Origin of the sequence: Clostridium sp. L2-50, assembly GCF_000154245.1 — a bacterium.
In the GTDB taxonomy this organism is placed as follows: Bacteria; Bacillota; Clostridia; order Lachnospirales; family Lachnospiraceae; genus Coprococcus.
Genome location: NZ_DS480312.1, coordinates 504575 through 520439, shown reverse-complemented (window position 1 = coordinate 520439; position 15865 = coordinate 504575). Strand labels below are relative to the sequence as shown.

Genomic DNA, 15865 nt, shown 5'->3' with positions numbered 1-15865 from the left:
AGACGAACATGGATTATATTACGATCAATTCAATCAAAGTGCCGATCGAGGGCGAGAAGAATGTTCTGTCTCTGATCCGAAAGGCGGGGATCGATATCCCGACATTCTGTTATCATTCAGAATTATCCATCTATGGCGCATGTCGTATGTGCGTGGTAGAAGATGACAGAGGAAAAATATTTGCGGCATGCTCCGAGACACCGAGAGCGGGCATGGTGATCTATACGAATACAAAGAAAGTGCAGCAGTACAGAAAGCTTATTATCGAGCTGTTGTTATCCTCTCATTGCAGAGACTGTACGACCTGCCAGAAGAATGGCATGTGTGCGCTCCAGTCACTTGCCTATAAGGTTGGTGTGCATGCGGTTCGTTTCCTGAATAATAAAAAAGAAGAAAAGATCGATATGAGTTCGCCGTCTATCGTCCGGGATCCAAATAAATGTATCCTGTGCGGTGACTGTGTGCGTACCTGCGATGAGATTCAGGGACTTGGTGTTATCGATTTTGCATTCCGTGGTTCGAAAATGAAGGTGCAGCCGGCATTTGACAAGCCGCTTGCAGAGACAGACTGTGTAGGATGCGGACAATGTGCAGTTGTCTGCCCGACCGCAGCGATCTCGATCCGTACCAATGTAACCGATATCTGGGATGCGATCGAAGATCCGTCCATCCGGGTGGTCGCACAGATCGCACCGGCAGTCCGCGTGGCAGTTGGAGATAACTTCGGCATACCAAAGGGCGAGAACTGTTTTGGCAAGCTGGTATCAGCACTTCGTATCATGGGCTTTGACATGGTATTTGACACAAGCTTTGGCGCCGATCTTACGGTTATGGAGGAATCCAAAGAATTTGCGGCGCGTCTTGCGTCGGATGAGAAGCTGCCATTATTTACATCCTGTTGTCCGGGCTGGGTCAAATATTGTGAAGAAAAATATCCGGAATTTGCAGATAATCTGTCAACCTGCCGTTCTCCACAGGGGATGTTCTCGGCAGTGATCAAGGATTATTTTGCAGAGAAAGATAAAGAAGATGGTAAGAGAACGATGGTTGTATCGATCATGCCTTGTACAGCAAAGAAGGGAGAGATCCTCCGACCGGATAATTTCACGGATGGCAGACAGGATACCGATTATGTCATCACAACGACAGAGGTTGTGCGGATGATCAAGCAGATGGGACTGCAGTTTACCGAACTGGAAAATGAATCCGCAGATGCACCATTTTCCGTGGCTTCCGGTGCAGGCAAGATCTTCGGAACGACAGGTGGTGTAACGGAAGCGGTGCTCCGTCGTCTTGCGGAGGACAAATCCTATAACACGATCCGTGAGATCAGTTATACAGGTGTCCGGGGATTTGAAGGAACGAAGGAAGCAACGATCGATTTAGATGGCAGAGAAGTGAAGATCGCAGTTGTACATGGTCTTGCAAATGCAGGACGGTTGCTTGACCGTATCCGATCCGGCGAAGCAAGCTATGATTTCGTTGAAGTTATGGCGTGCAGACGTGGATGTATCATGGGTGGCGGTCAGCCATCCGGCGCAGGCCCAAGAACCAGACGGAGCCGTATGGAAGGTATGTACAATGCAGACGCAAGCTCCAATGTCCGTTTCTCCGAGGAAAACCCGGCAATCCGTCAGTTGTACGATCATTTCCTTGCGGGAAAAGAACATCGTCTGCTGCACCGGAATCTGTAGAGTTATATTAATTAATACAAAAACGCAAATAAGCAGGAACTTTAAAAGTTTCCTGCTTATTTGCGTATAGTAATTATTGAAGAATTATTCGGTTACTTCTTTTGCTCCTGTATTTGCATTTGCTTCCGGCATAAGTTTTTTGAATAATGGAACAATCTGTGCAGCAATGATAGCTTTTACAAGATCAAGTGGAATAAATGCAACAAAGCCTGAAAGGAAAGCAACTTTCCAGGTTAAGTTTCCGTTGAATTTCCACCATAACATACCGATGATGTCGATAAGTGCTGCTGTTAAAATAGCAACGATCGTATAACGGATACGATTATATTTCTTACCCTTTGTCAGACCTGCAAAGATAGTAACGATAATAAATGAGAATGTATATCCACCAAATACTCCTGTCAGATAACCGATACCGGAGCCGCCGCCGATAAATACCGGAACACCGACTGCACCGAGGATCATCCATAAGGCAACGATGATCGTTGAGTCGCGGACTTCAAATACCAGTGCAATGAGCATGATCATAAAGTTCAATAATGTAATGTGAGCTGCATTTGGGAGTGGAGTTGGGATGCTTAAATATGCAGATACGCATAAGATTGCTGCAAATACAGCCATCATTGTAATCTCCACGGTTGTGAATTTGTTTTTCATCTGTGTGTTCTCCTTGTTGATAAATAATATACATACAATGGGTGCCATTCCTCGATTGGATGAGGTTAAGGGGGATTGACAAAAATATGAAGCGGATAGCAGGGCTAAGCTATCCGCTTCCAGATAACAAATTGAATGTCAACTATTAAATGGCACCCACTGGATAACATTATAGATGGTATATTCTTAATTGTCAACCATAAAACAAACATTAAGGTTGACAATTGAAACGGGAGGCTTAAGGGTTGAAAAAAAGCAGATATAAATATACTATATAAGAATATAATAAAGAAAAACAGGTAGGAGGCAGCGGCTATGCTTAGAGTTGGTGTTACGGAACTGGATATTGGATTTGAGAATAGGGAAGAAGCAAAGGAACGCTGTCTTGAAGTTATGGAAGAAGCCTGTGCAAATGGAGTAGAGCTTCTGGTATTTCCGGAGATGACACTGACAGGATTTACGATGCGCCCATGGTTACATGGGGAAAGCGGGGATGCGGATAATATCCCTGACAGTGTTTCATTTTTTATGGAGAACAGCAAAAAATATAAGATGCCTATGGCATTTGGATATATTCATACAGTTATGGCCTATGGCAGCCGGGTGTATGATGAAATGAAAGAAAAGGCTTACGAGAACCGGTTGGTGCTTGTGGATGGAGAAAATGTATTGCTTGATTATGCTAAGGTTCATCCATTTTCATATAGCGGTGAGGATAAGGCATATCGGGCAGGAGAAAAGCTTGTACAGGCACAGGTAAAGGATATCCGGATAGGCGGATATATCTGCTATGATCTTCGTTTCCCGGAGATTTTCTCTGCAATGCGAGACCGGTATGAGGCTGTCATGGTAATCGCAAACTGGCCGGAAACAAGGGCGGAACAATGGGAAACACTTTTAAAAGCAAGGGCGATCGAGAATCAGGCATATGTGATCGCTGTCAACCGGGTCGGAGATGGAGACGGGCTTCACTATATTCCGGGCTCTCATGTATATGACTGGCTTGGACGGGATATATCGGTTCGGGTTAGTGAGAAGCTGCGTGTTGCAGATATTGATTCCGGGGGAGTCAGACTGGCAAGAACAGAATTTCCACAGGCAAATGACAGAAAGAATACATTTTATAAGACGCTTTATTGATGAAATGTGCTTACAGTCAGTCGGATCGGCATGAAAAATACATGATATGCTTCATTTTTATTCGACAGGCTGTAAGCATATTTTATTTTTGAATAAATATAAATTAAAAATAATAAGATGATATCATATAATAAATATGGATAATATATTGTCTATTACAACAAAAATGTAGAATAAAAAGATAAAATATTATCTATATAAATAATTTACGGGGTAAAGAGACATGGAACCTTTTGTATGGGAGACACCGGATGAATTAGCAGAGGCGTGTCGCAGAATCATGAATACAGAATATTCGGATAAATTAGATGAATTATATAGGCTTGGTGGAACCCAAACCACATAAAGCTTGTAAAATCTCACATAATGGAGTAAAATGGAAAAAGCAATTAAGGAGGAAACTTTTATGGGTAAGGACGATTGCATTTTTTGCAAGATTGCAAATGGTGAGATACCATCAGCAACAGTTTATGAAGACAGCATATGTAGAGTAATACTTGATGTAAATCCTGCAAATAAAGGTCATGCTTTAATTATACCAAAAGAACATTATGATGATATATATAGCATGGACGCGGATACTGCTTCAAAGATCTTTACGATTGCGACAGAGGTTGCCAAGGCTCAGAAAGCGGAATTAAATCCTGACGGACTGAACATTATTCAGAACAATGGCGCTGCTGCAGGACAGACAGTATTCCATTTTCACATGCATCTTGTACCGCGATTCATTAAGGATACGGTTACAGTTACATGGGTTCCGGGTCAGTCAGACAATGAGGAACTGGATCAGTTGTCAAAGGCACTTCGTAAGAGAATTTAAGGAAAACATGGATAAAAGGGCAGAGACAGGGATAACTTCAAATCAGTTAAAGCTTCTGGCATGTATTTTTATGTTGTGCGATCATGTAGGATTTGTTCTAATGAATAATAACTGGATAATGCGGGCTGTAGGACGGCTCGCATTTCCTATATTTGCATTCCTGCTGGTAGAAGGATACAGACATACGTCGGATATCAGAAAATATTTTATCCGGCTTTTTTTGTTTGCGCTGATTTCGGAAGTTCCATTTGATCTGGCATCGACCGGACAGGTATTTGATCTGCAGAAGCAGAATATTTTCTTTACGCTTGCAGCAGGGCTGATCGTGCTTTATCTCGGAAAGGTAGCAAAATGGAATCAGATGGGAGCAGTCATCGGAATTGTTGTCATTATGGTAGTTGCAGAAGCGCTGCATTTTGATTATGGAATTGCCGGTATCCTTCTGATCGTATTAATGTATTATTCGACCCAAGATGGCACAGCGGAACATGCATTCAGAAATGCTGGTCTTGTGACGGGACATTATCCATTTAGCAGGAAACTGCGTCAGAATATGGGATTTGCGATCGTATCGGCGGTGTTGTATTTTCTATTTTACGGAATAAGACAGCTCTATGCTGTTTTGGCGATCCTGCCGATCAGTCTGTATAACGGAGAGTATGGTCGGAAGAATAAAGTTCTTAAATATGCATTCTATGTGTTCTATCCGGCACATTTGCTCATTTTATATCTGCTTGGCAGAGTGATTTTATAGTATAACTTTTTTAAGATGAAATATTATTTTATCCAGAAAATGCTAAAAATTAAAAAACAGTGCTGTGATCTATGTAAAATTATTGATTTTTTGTCGCAAAATATAAATTTCCTATTGACTTATGAAGATTTATCAGTTAGAGTATAGCTGTTTCTGAACTGCATTGCAGTTCGAATACAAGTAAATATTTATAAATGCTCTTATTCAGAATGGTGGAGTCATAAGGGACTGTGAAGCCATGGCAACCCCGGAACAGGTGAAAGAAATACCTGTATGGAAGGTGCCTTCCTGAGCGAGTCTGTAATATGCAGACGTCGAACAATGAGAGGTTTGATTTTATCAATCCGCTCAGAGCGGATTTTTCTTTTGCCTAAAATCAGGTAGAGACGTCCTGCCTGAAAAAAGAAAAATCAGAAAGCCATGTGAACGAATACGCATGGCTATAGCTATAGACAGTATTTATACAAGGAGGAAATGATGGAAAAATTATTATTCACATCAGAATCAGTAACAGAAGGTCATCCGGATAAAATCTGTGACCAGATTTCAGATGCGGTATTGGATGCGTTGATGGAACAGGATCCAATGAGCCGTGTGGCTTGCGAGACATCTATTACAACAGGTCTTGTACTTGTAATGGGTGAGATTACAACAAAAGCATATGTAGATATTCAGAAGATCGTTCGTGAGACGATCCGTGAGATTGGATACGACAGAGCAAAATATGGATTTGACTGCGATACCTGCGGTGTTATCACAGCAATTGACGAACAGTCAGCAGATATCGCAATGGGTGTTGATAAGGCGTTAGAAGCAAAAGAGCATCTGATGAGCGATGATGATATCGAAGCGATCGGTGCAGGAGATCAGGGTATGATGTTCGGATTTGCAACAAATGAGACCACGGAATATATGCCATATCCGATTGCACTTGCACATAAGCTTGCAAGAAAGCTGACAGAAGTAAGAAAGAACGGAACACTTTCATATCTTAGACCGGATGGTAAGACTCAGGTAACAGTAGAGTACGATGAGAATGGAAAAGCAAAGAGGCTCGATGCAGTAGTTCTTTCAACTCAGCATGGCGAGGAAGTATCACAGGAACAGATTCACGAAGATATCAAGAAGTATGTATTTGATCCGGTTCTTCCTGCTGATATGGTAGACGAAGATACTAAGTTCTTTATTAATCCGACCGGAAGATTCGTTATCGGCGGACCGAATGGTGACAGTGGACTTACAGGACGTAAGATCATCGTAGATACTTATGGCGGATATGCCCGTCACGGCGGCGGTGCTTTCTCAGGAAAGGATTGCACAAAGGTTGACCGTTCAGCAGCATATGCAGCAAGATATGTAGCAAAGAACATTGTAGCAGCAGGACTTGCAGATAAATGTGAGATCCAGTTGTCTTATGCGATCGGTGTTGCCAGACCTACATCTATCATGGTAGATACATTTGGAACAGGAAAGGTATCCGATGAGAAGCTGGTTGAGATCATTCGTGAGCATTTCGATCTTCGCCCGGCCGGTATCATCAAGATGCTTGACCTCAGAAGACCAATCTACAAGCAGACAGCAGCATACGGACACTTTGGAAGAACTGACCTCGACCTTCCGTGGGAGAAGCTCGACAAAGTTGATATGCTAAAGGCATATTTATAAAAGGTATAGATAAAAAGCCTGTCGGAAGTTTGCAGCTCTTGAATAAGGTTTATAATCACGTTTGCTTGTTTAATATTGGCGCTATTGTAAAAATAAAAATAAGACCTGACAGAGTTTGTTATTTCTGATTAAGGTTTCATAATCCATAGTGTAGCCGACTGAGTTTCATTCAATTTTGTGCCATGTCGTCGCCGCAAAAGTTTTTATCGCGGCAGAGACATGTGCATATAAAATTGAGTGAAACAAAGGTAGGCAAACGTGATTAGAAACCTTAATAAAGAATAACAAACAATTCTGGTCAGGTCTTATTTTGCTATTATTAAAATCTTATTTTTCCTTTTTATCCTCCGGTGCGTTCTGCTTGATCGGCTTGAACTGTAAGGAACCGGCATTCTTCTTAGGATCTTTATGGTTGATGATCGCTTCGGCCATGTTGAATACCTCTGACAGGTCTGCGGTATTCATAGATGAATACTGAGCAGCTTTCTTCACGATCTCTTCTGCCGGTGTTAATTCCTGTTCCTTCTTTGCATCAGCACTTAATCTGGTAGATGTAATGTTTTCTGCCTTGGTAGCAGGTTCTGCTTTTAATTCCGTCATTCCATCGTGAGTAGCAGCGGCTGTTTCTTTTACAGAAGCATTTGCATCCGGTTTAGGCTGTTCTGCCTCAGTGGTATCTGTAGCAACCGCTTCCTCTGTTGTAGCCTGTAAATCGGTCGTATCTGCTTCAGCAGGTTCTGTTTTGGCCTTAATCTCAGGGATCGAAGATGCCTCAATAGAATCCTTGTCAGAAGACTCGTTTAAGACAAGCTGTTCGGAATCTTCGGAGCTGTCTGAATCCGCAGTATCGTCTATAGTGTCTGCTTTAGCAGAGTCATCCATAATTTCTGAGTTGTCTGCAACGTCGGTAACACTACTGGTTTCTGATGTCTCAGAATCAACATTTGCATCATCGGCATCATCTGTGGTATCTGCCTCAATATTATCGTCGGTATCATCTGTGGCATCTGACTCAACACTATCGCCGGCATCATCTGTGGCATTTGCCTCAACACTATCACCGGCGTTATCAATAGCATTTGCATGAATATCTTCGTTGGCATTAGATTCGACATTATCGCCGGCGTCGTCTATAGCGCCAGTATCAATATCTTCATCGGTCATTTTATCAGGATCGTTCGGATCATCCGGCTCATCGTCTTCAGGCAGACCCTTTCGGATCACACGTACAAGCATGCATGCAAGGATGATGATAAGGAAGAACATAACTACAACGACAATGATGCAGATTGTCAGAACCTTATCCTTATGCTGGTCGAAGAATGAACCGTCTGATGCAGCTTCTTCCTGCTTTTCCGTTACAGGATCTGCATTATATCGGACAAATGTTTTCTCAACGGTATCGTATCTGTACCAGCTTGGGTCAGAATCCGGACTCATAGCATATACCAAGATAACTTCATCATTTTCTGTTACATGGTAAGCAGTAACGGTGTTTCCACCAAAATCATAAGAGAATGAGCTGTAACCTTCCGGCTTGCTTACGTTGTCAGATGGTTCCAGAATAATAAAATTCTTATATGCCGACTGCACATTGATCAACGGAACTGCTGTTTTTGCATTCAGATCAATGATGTACCATGCCCCGTTTTTTCCATCTTTATCCGTCAGATATGCACATTTGATCTGACCATTAGGAGAAGTATATAAGATTACATCGGTGCCATCAAATTTTTCTTTTGACTGGGCAAACCCTTCAGGGACACTGATCTTGCTATAATCCTGAGAGAAATAATAATCGGTTCCGTTTACATTGATAACAGCCCGTGTATCAACGATTTCCTCAACATTTACCGTAAGATCATAAATGTGGGTGTCGCCTGTCTCGGCGGTAATTTTTATCGTAACATGTGCCTGCTTGCCCGGTTCGAAGTTCTCGTTTCCGTCAATAGATACAGATGATTTGGAATCTTCCGGTAAAGCATTGATGGCAAGACTTGTTGTTTCACCCGGAACAGTTGTCTCATATGAATATACATCCTTTGAAAATTCCGGCTTTAATTCGCCCGGTGTGATTTGAAGGGATGAAAGGAAACAATTATCGGACATTTCTTCGGTTGTCTCCTCGGAAGTTTCTTCGGTGCTTTCTGTAGATTCTCCGCTTTCGGTACTTCCGGCTTCGGTGGAACCCTGTTCTTGTGTAGTTGCAGCCTGAGTGGTGGAATCTCCACCGTTGTTGCCGCTACCTGCTGCTGTTACAGTGATCGTAGCACCGGCATTTGAGACAGAGCAGCTTTCCTCACCCCAGGTATATACGTCTGAGCTTCCTGTACCTACATAGGAAGAGCCACTTGCGATAGCAGAAAATGTAAAGCTGTTAGAAGCAGATTTGATATTTCCGTCACCGTATCCGGCACAGGAAATTGTACCGCCTCCGCCATATCCGTCACCGGAAGTGTATTCCAGAACGGAAGAATCATAGGACAAGCAATAGCTGTATGCACCCAGTGCTTCGGAGCAGCTTACTGATACGGTTACTGTTACCGAACCTCCCTTTGATACACTTGAAGATGAAAGGGAAATGGAGAACTGGGTAGAAGCGGCCTGCGCTTTTATCGCATTTCCATACACAAAACAGCTGAGAGCCATGATCAGAACCAGAATCATCGCTGTACATTTTTTTAGCTTATTCATAGTAATATCTCCTATCATAACCTTGTAAAAGGCTTATTTTTGTGAAATCTTGGCAGCACCCATCAGGAATTTCTGAACCTTTAACAGATCCAGTGCAGAGAGACCGCCGCTTCGTTTGATATTGGCTGCCTGCAGGAATGCACCCTTTAATGAGGAGGCGCCGATGATATGTTTCTGAATCTTTAACAGATCCAGTGCATTGATCACACCATCACCTGTTACATCACCAAAGATAATAACATTATAAGTGCTTGTATTACCGGATACTGTGATCTTTACAATGTCACCTGTTCCGATCTTACCGGATGTCTTTTTCTTACCGGAAGCATTTGTAATGCTTATCGTTCCGTTTGTGCATCCTAGAGTTGACAGGAAAGAGGAGACAGTAGTTGATGGAGCTACTCCGCTGATTGTTTCGTCGGAGATGATGTAGTCTCCGTCAAATTCAGGATCAGATCCTCCGTTTCCGGTTGACTTACCGCGGACTATAGTTATGGTATAAGTTCGTTTTGCACCACTTTGTGCTGTAACTGTAACTTTAGCTGTATTTGTTCCCTTTGACAGGGAGATCTTTCCGGTTCCGGATACAGAAGCATGGCTGTTTACCGGGGTGGCGGAGATCTTAACCGAGGTTGTGTTCTCAGATACGATCAGGGAATATTTCTTTGTTGAGTTGATGGCAAAAGTCGGTGTCAGTGAATAATTATCGATCGTAAGAGACTTCAGATAATTATTCGGATTGCCGCTGTCTGCCGGTTTCCCCGTGTTTGTGTCCGGCATATCGGTATAGACCGGAATGCTGAAAGTGATCGCATCATTTAAGGTACCGGAGCCTGCGTAGGCATTAAATACTTTCGATGCTTCTGATGATACAGCCTGTACATTTGACATATATTGATGAGAGAACAGGTTGGATGTATTTGTAACGTTAAATTTTTGTGTATACAAAGTATTCTGTTTTTTCAAAATGTAGTTGTTGCCGATATACTGTGCGCCACCATAAATGGACTTGTAGACATTGTTCCATGGTCTTCCGTAGGAACCGCTGGTCGCTGCCCAGCGCAGAGCATTTGTTACAGCATTACCGCTGGCACTGTCATAGCCACCGATATTATAGAAGTTATAGATACCCGGATATGTAGCGTGTTTTCCGTTAGTAACCGAGCTCAGGGATGAACCTACCTCTTGTTTGATACGGGACGCAATATGATATGGGCTGACACCGACTGCCTGCCCAGCTTTGATGATTAACTCGGAATATGTATAACTGTATCCGGATGGTTTGGACTTGTACATAAATGTACCGGAAAGAATCGATTCTACGCCGGATTTGGTCTGGGTATCTTCATATGAAAGATTTTCAAATGCAAATACAAAGCGCTCGTATAAGTAAGTTCGTGGATCCAGATAATAAGTGACAAAATCATTTGAAGCAGCAAACCAGTTCGAGCCATCGTAAGAGGACCATTTGTCCGTCTTGATGTTATATCCGACTGTGGTAGAACGCCAGTTATAATGAGGGGCTCCGCTGGTTCCCTGAACCAGATTTTTAATCTGGCCTGCTTTGTTGATTTCATTGTCGATAACCGTGTTCCAGTCTAATCCGGTCTGTATAGCTTTGAATGTCCAGTTTGGATGGAGGGCATGCAGATCACGAAGCTGTGGTTTATAGCTTTCCGGGAAGCCCTGTTTGGTCAGATATGCTTCAAAGTCGGAATCGGAACCGCCGGCACTTGCTGTTGTAGCTTCGGTATCCGATGAATCTTCTTTTTTCCCGAGGGTGATAAATGATGAAGATACATATCCGGTATAAGTTGTTCCGTTATATACCAGAGTAACCTTATACCAGGAACCGTTAGAGGTGTCAACGACGTTTAATGCCTGCCCCCCATTTAACATAATGTTACTTCCGTTTTCCTGAACAGGATTTCCGCCGGGGGATTCTCTGAAGTAGACATTTGTACGTCCCTCGGAGATATATCCTTCCTTTCCGGCAGCATCGGCCATGCCGTTGTTTATAAATAAGCAGATCAGGAGACTGAAAATAAGTGCTGTAAGCAGAAACATACAGGTGTATCCCGATCCGGTATAAGACTTTTTGTTTGTCATGTGTATTCTCCTTCAGGGTTCAAAACATAAAAAGAACGCGAAAACGCTCTTGAAAAACAGTTTACCATAATCTGAAAAAAACAAAACCCTTTTTTCTCAAAAAACTATGAAAAATACGTAAAAAAAAATGGATTCTGCATATAAGCAAAATCCATTTTTGGGTATATCAGTAATCGGATTATCCGATTTTTAACTTGAACTTTTGAATGTCCTTTTCGGTATCTACTTTTTCAATCTTTGCGCCAAGACACTGAAGTTTTTCGTCGAATTTCTCATATCCGCGCTGGATATACTTGATATCGGATACAACTGAAAAATCATCGGCTACCAATGCGGCAATCACAAGGGCAGCGCCGGCTCGGAGATCAGGAGCGGCAACATTCGCTCCGGTGAAGGATTCGACACCATCGATAATTGCGGTGTTGCCTTCCACACGGATATGAGCGCCCATTCTTGTAAGTTCCGCAACATATTTGAAACGATTTTCAAATATACTTTCGGTTACGATGCTTGTTCCGTTTGAAAGAGCCAGTGTAACAGCCATCTGTGGTTGCATATCAGTCGGAAATCCGGGATATGGAAGTGTCTTGATATTAGTAGACTTCAAACGTTTATCTGACATGACTCTTACAGAATCATCATATTCAATAACGTGAGCACCAATCTCGTTCAACTTGGAGGTGATAGCTTCCAGATGCTTTGGAATGACATTCTTGATCAGAACATTTCCTTTTGTTGCAGCAGCAGCTACCATAAATGTACCGGCTTCAATCTGATCCGGAATGATGGAATAAGTAGTACCATGAAGTTCTTTAACACCACGGATACGGATGACATCAGTTCCTGCACCTTTGATATTTGCGCCCATACTGTTTAAGAAGTTGGCAACATCGACAATATGTGGTTCTTTTGCTGCGTTTTCAATGGTGGTTTTACCTTCAGCGAGAACTGCAGCCATCATAATATTGATCGTTGCACCAACGGATGCAACATCCATATAAATATGGCTTCCAATCAGTTCTTCGGCATAAGTGGAGATAGTTCCATTTGTAATATCAACCTGTGCACCAAGTGCTTCAAATCCTTTTATATGAAGATTGATCGGTCTGGCTCCGATATCGCAGCCGCCGGGTAATGCTACCTGAGAGCGCTTATATTTTCCAAGCAGTGCTCCTAACAGATAATAAGAAGCACGGATCTTACGAATAAATTCGTCATCTACACATAGATCGCTGTTCGGATTAATGGAGGCTCCGCAGATAGAAACTGTGTGCTCATCTATGTAACGGACTTTTGCGCCGATACCTTCGATCGCCTGCAGGAGAACCCGTGTATCTCGGACATTTGGTACATTTTCTATTATAACTTTCTGGTCGGTCATAACAGCAGCAGCAAGAATACCGAGTGCCGCATTTTTTGCACCTGCAATTGTTACCTCTCCTTCAAGAGGCTGACCGCCTTTGATCACATATTGTTCCATACTAATTGCACCTCTAAATATTAATCAGCATATTTAAAAAGTCTGGTTATCGTGCCGGTGAGTTTTTTCGATGCTTTACCGCACAGATAACTTCTAGATTATAGCATATTTTTGCAAAAAGTAAATAGTAAGTAAAATTATTTATCTGCTTCGCAGTAAATACAACGATAAATCCTGTGTGCTCTGTCGGTAAGCTTGAATATGTGCTGGATACCCTGTTCCGTTGAGGTAATACAACGTGGATTGGTACATTTCTTGATGCCTACCAGACGTTCCGGAAGTTCGATATTTTTCTTTTCTACCAGTTTTCCGTCGCGGATAATATTAACCGAGATATCCGGATCGATATAACCAAGGACATCAAGGTTGATGTCGATATCCTGATCTATTTTTAAGATATCCTTTTTACCCATTTTCTGGCTTTTGACATTTTTGATAATGGCTACGGAGCAGTCCAGCTTGTCGAGATGCAGGTCATTATAGATCTGGAGTGCCTTGCCTGCGGCAATGTGATCAAGTACGATACCGTTTTGAATACTGTCTATGTTCATCTGTTTGTACCTCCTATGCTAAACCAAGCAGTGTGGCAATTAATGCCATACGGACATATTTACCATTTAATACCTGACGGAAATAACATGCTCTTGGATCGTCATCTACTTCAACAGCAATCTCATTTACTCGTGGCAGCGGATGGAGGACACACATATCCGGACGGGCAAGTGCCATCTTGCTGTTATCCAGTATGTAAGTATCCTTTAATCGGATGTAATCTGCTTCGTTGAAGAAACGTTCTTTCTGTACTCTTGTCATATAGAGGATATCCAGTTCTCCGATCACATCCTCCATAGAAGAAACTTCCTTATAAGGTATATTATTCTTCTCGATCACTTCTGTGCGGATATAATCAGGAATTTTTAATTCATCCGGTGAAATAAGCACAAAACTGATATTTTCATAACGGGACATTGCTTTGATCAGAGAATGAACGGTACGTCCAAACATCAGATCTCCGCAGAAGCCGATCACAAGGTTGTCCAGTCTTCCTTTTTCACGTTTGATCGTTAAAAGATCAGCCAGTGTCTGTGTTGGGTGGTTATGTCCACCGTCACCTGCATTAATGATCGGTACATCGGATTTCATGGATGCAAGCATCGGAGCACCTTCCTTGAAATGGCGCATAGCTATGATATCTGCATAACAGCTTACAACCTTTACCGTATCACCAACGCTTTCACCCTTAGATGAGGATGATGAACTGGCAGAAGAAAAACCAAGTACATTACCGCCTAATTCCATCATGGCAGCTTCAAAACTTAAACGAGTTCTTGTACTTGGTTCAAAAAATAAAGTAGCGAGCTTCTTTCCTTTGCATAACTCACTGTATTTTTCCTTATGATCAATAATATCCTGAGCAAGATTTAAAATGTGATCAAGCTCTTCCATACTTAAATCCATTGGATCTATAAGATGCTTCATGGCAGCCTCCTTACAAATTTGCTATCCACGATTATAGCACCTGCCTGAATGGCATGCAACCGATTTTTCCGGTAAGACCATGGAATGTAGATAACCGCCTGGAGCATACATGTTATTTCGTAAGACACTTTCGTGCTATCCTCGGTGTAACGGCACATAAAATAGCAAAATACGCTGTCTAAGTGCCGACACGAGTAACTGAGACCTTAGCGAGGCTTTGCCGAGGTTAGTTCGAAGTTACACAGAGTGGATAGGCTTACTACATAACAGTATGCCACAGGCGGTTATTTACATTCCATGGTTTTATGAATTTAAGAGTGTGTACATTACGGCCTTTTCGGCATGACGGCGGTTTTCGGCCTCGTCAAGGATATGGTCGAGGTTCTTGTCTACGACATCCTGAGAGATCTCGAAGCCGACATGCATTGGCATATCGTGGAATACGATCGCTTTGCTGTCTTTTGTGAAGTCGCCGTTTAACTGGTAAGGCATCATTTTTGCAAGGGTTTCTTCCTTCTGCTTCTGGTAAGCAGGATTGTTAAAGAATTCCATATCTACCCATGTATCCGTGTAGAGAACATCCATCTTATTAGCATATTCTTTTGCTTCTTCCATAGACATAGAAGGATCGAGTTCGATGTAATGACCGCTTTTCTTTGCTTCTTCATAGAAATCAGGGCCGCAGGCTGTCTCATTTACAAGTGGGGTCAGTCCGTATAAAGTACCTTTCTTCATCTTGGAGAAGAATTCAACATGGGAGTTAAATACATTGTTCTTTGCACCGATGTACATCAGATTGACATCCAGAGTTCCAAACTTCTCAAGGATCGTGAGGGCATCTGCAAGGATCTGGCAAGGATGGTAGGAATTGTCGCAGCCGTTGATAAACGGAACAGTTGCATTCTTGCCAAATAATTCAACAGTTTCATTCTTGATCAGACGTGCCATGATGATATCAACATTACGGCAGACATATTTGATCTCGGAAACAGGTTCACCAAGTACAAAGTTGGAATCCTTCCATAACTGGTTGTAGTAGGTACCGCCTAGTTCAGTAATGCCGGTTGCAAATGAAAGGAAGGTTCTGGTTGATGTCTTTTCAAATAAAGTATAAAGTTTCTTACCTTTTAATGATTCGCTGTACTTCTCCGGATTCTTCTTCATATCCAGAGCAAGGTTCAGGATATCCATCAGCTCATCTGCTGTGAATTCCTTGAAGTTTAACATGTTTTTCATAACTGACACCTCTTCTTTAAAATAGTATGTATTCGTCACTGCTTCGCATATATGCATAAATTATACAGAAAAATTGCATATATTCATATAACATAAAATAGAGAAGCAGGGCATATTTATAATATTGTTATTGA

General features: G+C 42.2%; 13 protein-coding genes and 1 riboswitch. Of the genes, 6 read left to right on the top strand and 7 right to left on the bottom strand.

The annotated features are described in order from the left end of the window. The first annotated feature begins 8 nt into the window (after positions 1–8). Positions 9–1694: a [FeFe] hydrogenase, group A gene (locus CLOL250_RS02615; protein WP_008400478.1), complete on the top strand. Its 1686-nt coding sequence runs from the start codon at positions 9–11 to the stop codon at positions 1692–1694. An 84-nt stretch (positions 1695–1778) separates the two neighbouring features. Here CLOL250_RS02615 and CLOL250_RS02610 read toward each other — a convergent pair whose 3' ends face one another. After that, the gene (locus CLOL250_RS02610) at positions 1779–2351 is read right to left on the bottom strand and encodes a biotin transporter BioY (RefSeq protein ID WP_044944665.1); all 573 of its coding nucleotides are present in this window, start codon (positions 2349–2351) and stop codon (positions 1779–1781) included. 315 nt (positions 2352–2666) lie between these two features. On the opposite strand from CLOL250_RS02610, the gene CLOL250_RS02605 reads away from it, so the two are divergent. The 5 genes from CLOL250_RS02605 (at position 2667) to metK (ending at position 6733) form a co-directional block, all read left to right on the top strand. Next, positions 2667–3491 carry a nitrilase-related carbon-nitrogen hydrolase gene (locus CLOL250_RS02605; RefSeq protein WP_008400476.1) on the top strand — a complete coding sequence of 275 codons (825 nt, stop codon included), beginning with the start codon at positions 2667–2669 and terminating at the stop codon, positions 3489–3491. 223 nt (positions 3492–3714) lie between these two features. Next, positions 3715–3837: a hypothetical protein gene (locus CLOL250_RS14080; protein ID WP_008400475.1), complete on the top strand. Its 123-nt coding sequence runs from the start codon at positions 3715–3717 to the stop codon at positions 3835–3837. 60 nt (positions 3838–3897) lie between these two features. Beyond that, on the top strand, positions 3898–4314 hold the full coding sequence (locus CLOL250_RS02600; protein WP_044944662.1) for an HIT family protein: 417 nt from the start codon (positions 3898–3900) through the stop codon (positions 4312–4314). 7 nt (positions 4315–4321) lie between these two features. Then, positions 4322–5068 carry a TraX family protein gene (locus CLOL250_RS02595; protein ID WP_008400473.1) on the top strand — a complete coding sequence of 249 codons (747 nt, stop codon included), beginning with the start codon at positions 4322–4324 and terminating at the stop codon, positions 5066–5068. A 197-nt stretch (positions 5069–5265) separates the two neighbouring features. Beyond that, positions 5266–5396, top strand: a riboswitch (SAM riboswitch). Between the two features lie 149 nt (positions 5397–5545). Further along, complete coding sequence (gene metK / locus CLOL250_RS02590) at positions 5546–6733, top strand: methionine adenosyltransferase (protein ID WP_044944658.1); 1188 nt, start codon at positions 5546–5548, stop codon at positions 6731–6733. A gap of 327 nt (positions 6734–7060) precedes the next feature. Here metK and CLOL250_RS02585 read toward each other — a convergent pair whose 3' ends face one another. The 6 genes from CLOL250_RS02585 to CLOL250_RS02560 form a co-directional block, all read right to left on the bottom strand. Next, positions 7061–9427 (bottom strand): cadherin-like beta sandwich domain-containing protein, encoded by a 2367-nt coding sequence (locus CLOL250_RS02585; RefSeq protein WP_044944655.1) that lies wholly within the window; start codon positions 9425–9427, stop codon positions 7061–7063. 33 nt (positions 9428–9460) lie between these two features. Further along, complete coding sequence (locus CLOL250_RS02580; protein WP_049941077.1) at positions 9461–11536, bottom strand: cadherin-like beta sandwich domain-containing protein; 2076 nt, start codon at positions 11534–11536, stop codon at positions 9461–9463. Between the two features lie 178 nt (positions 11537–11714). Beyond that, positions 11715–13016 carry a UDP-N-acetylglucosamine 1-carboxyvinyltransferase gene (locus CLOL250_RS02575; protein ID WP_008400468.1) on the bottom strand — a complete coding sequence of 434 codons (1302 nt, stop codon included), beginning with the start codon at positions 13014–13016 and terminating at the stop codon, positions 11715–11717. A gap of 137 nt (positions 13017–13153) precedes the next feature. Then, positions 13154–13567: an aspartate carbamoyltransferase regulatory subunit gene (locus tag CLOL250_RS02570; protein WP_008400467.1), complete on the bottom strand. Its 414-nt coding sequence runs from the start codon at positions 13565–13567 to the stop codon at positions 13154–13156. Positions 13568–13580: 13 nt separating this feature from the next. Next, positions 13581–14495, bottom strand: coding sequence for an aspartate carbamoyltransferase (gene pyrB / locus CLOL250_RS02565; RefSeq protein ID WP_008400466.1), 915 nt, complete (start codon positions 14493–14495; stop codon positions 13581–13583). 303 nt (positions 14496–14798) lie between these two features. Continuing rightward, complete coding sequence (locus tag CLOL250_RS02560; RefSeq protein WP_044944652.1) at positions 14799–15731, bottom strand: ornithine carbamoyltransferase; 933 nt, start codon at positions 15729–15731, stop codon at positions 14799–14801. Positions 15732–15865 lie beyond the last annotated feature (134 nt).

Bases quoted from the DNA above. Each gene is read 5' to 3' on its own strand.
- CLOL250_RS02560 (WP_044944652.1), bottom strand. From the start codon at position 15,731: ATGAAAAACATGTTAAACTTCAAGGAATTCACAGCAGATGAGCTGATG.
- CLOL250_RS02615 (WP_008400478.1), top strand. From the start codon at position 9: ATGGATTATATTACGATCAATTCAATCAAAGTGCCGATCGAGGGCGAG.
- CLOL250_RS02595 (WP_008400473.1), top strand. From the start codon at position 4,322: ATGGATAAAAGGGCAGAGACAGGGATAACTTCAAATCAGTTAAAGCTT.
- CLOL250_RS02610 (WP_044944665.1), bottom strand. From the start codon at position 2,351: ATGAAAAACAAATTCACAACCGTGGAGATTACAATGATGGCTGTATTT.
- pyrB (WP_008400466.1), bottom strand. From the start codon at position 14,495: ATGAAGCATCTTATAGATCCAATGGATTTAAGTATGGAAGAGCTTGAT.
- CLOL250_RS02575 (WP_008400468.1), bottom strand. From the start codon at position 13,016: ATGGAACAATATGTGATCAAAGGCGGTCAGCCTCTTGAAGGAGAGGTA.
- CLOL250_RS02570 (WP_008400467.1), bottom strand. From the start codon at position 13,567: ATGAACATAGACAGTATTCAAAACGGTATCGTACTTGATCACATTGCC.
- CLOL250_RS02580 (WP_049941077.1), bottom strand. From the start codon at position 11,536: ATGACAAACAAAAAGTCTTATACCGGATCGGGATACACCTGTATGTTT.
- CLOL250_RS02585 (WP_044944655.1), bottom strand. From the start codon at position 9,427: ATGAATAAGCTAAAAAAATGTACAGCGATGATTCTGGTTCTGATCATG.
- CLOL250_RS14080 (WP_008400475.1), top strand. From the start codon at position 3,715: ATGGAACCTTTTGTATGGGAGACACCGGATGAATTAGCAGAGGCGTGT.
- metK (WP_044944658.1), top strand. From the start codon at position 5,546: ATGGAAAAATTATTATTCACATCAGAATCAGTAACAGAAGGTCATCCG.
- CLOL250_RS02605 (WP_008400476.1), top strand. From the start codon at position 2,667: ATGCTTAGAGTTGGTGTTACGGAACTGGATATTGGATTTGAGAATAGG.
- CLOL250_RS02600 (WP_044944662.1), top strand. From the start codon at position 3,898: ATGGGTAAGGACGATTGCATTTTTTGCAAGATTGCAAATGGTGAGATA.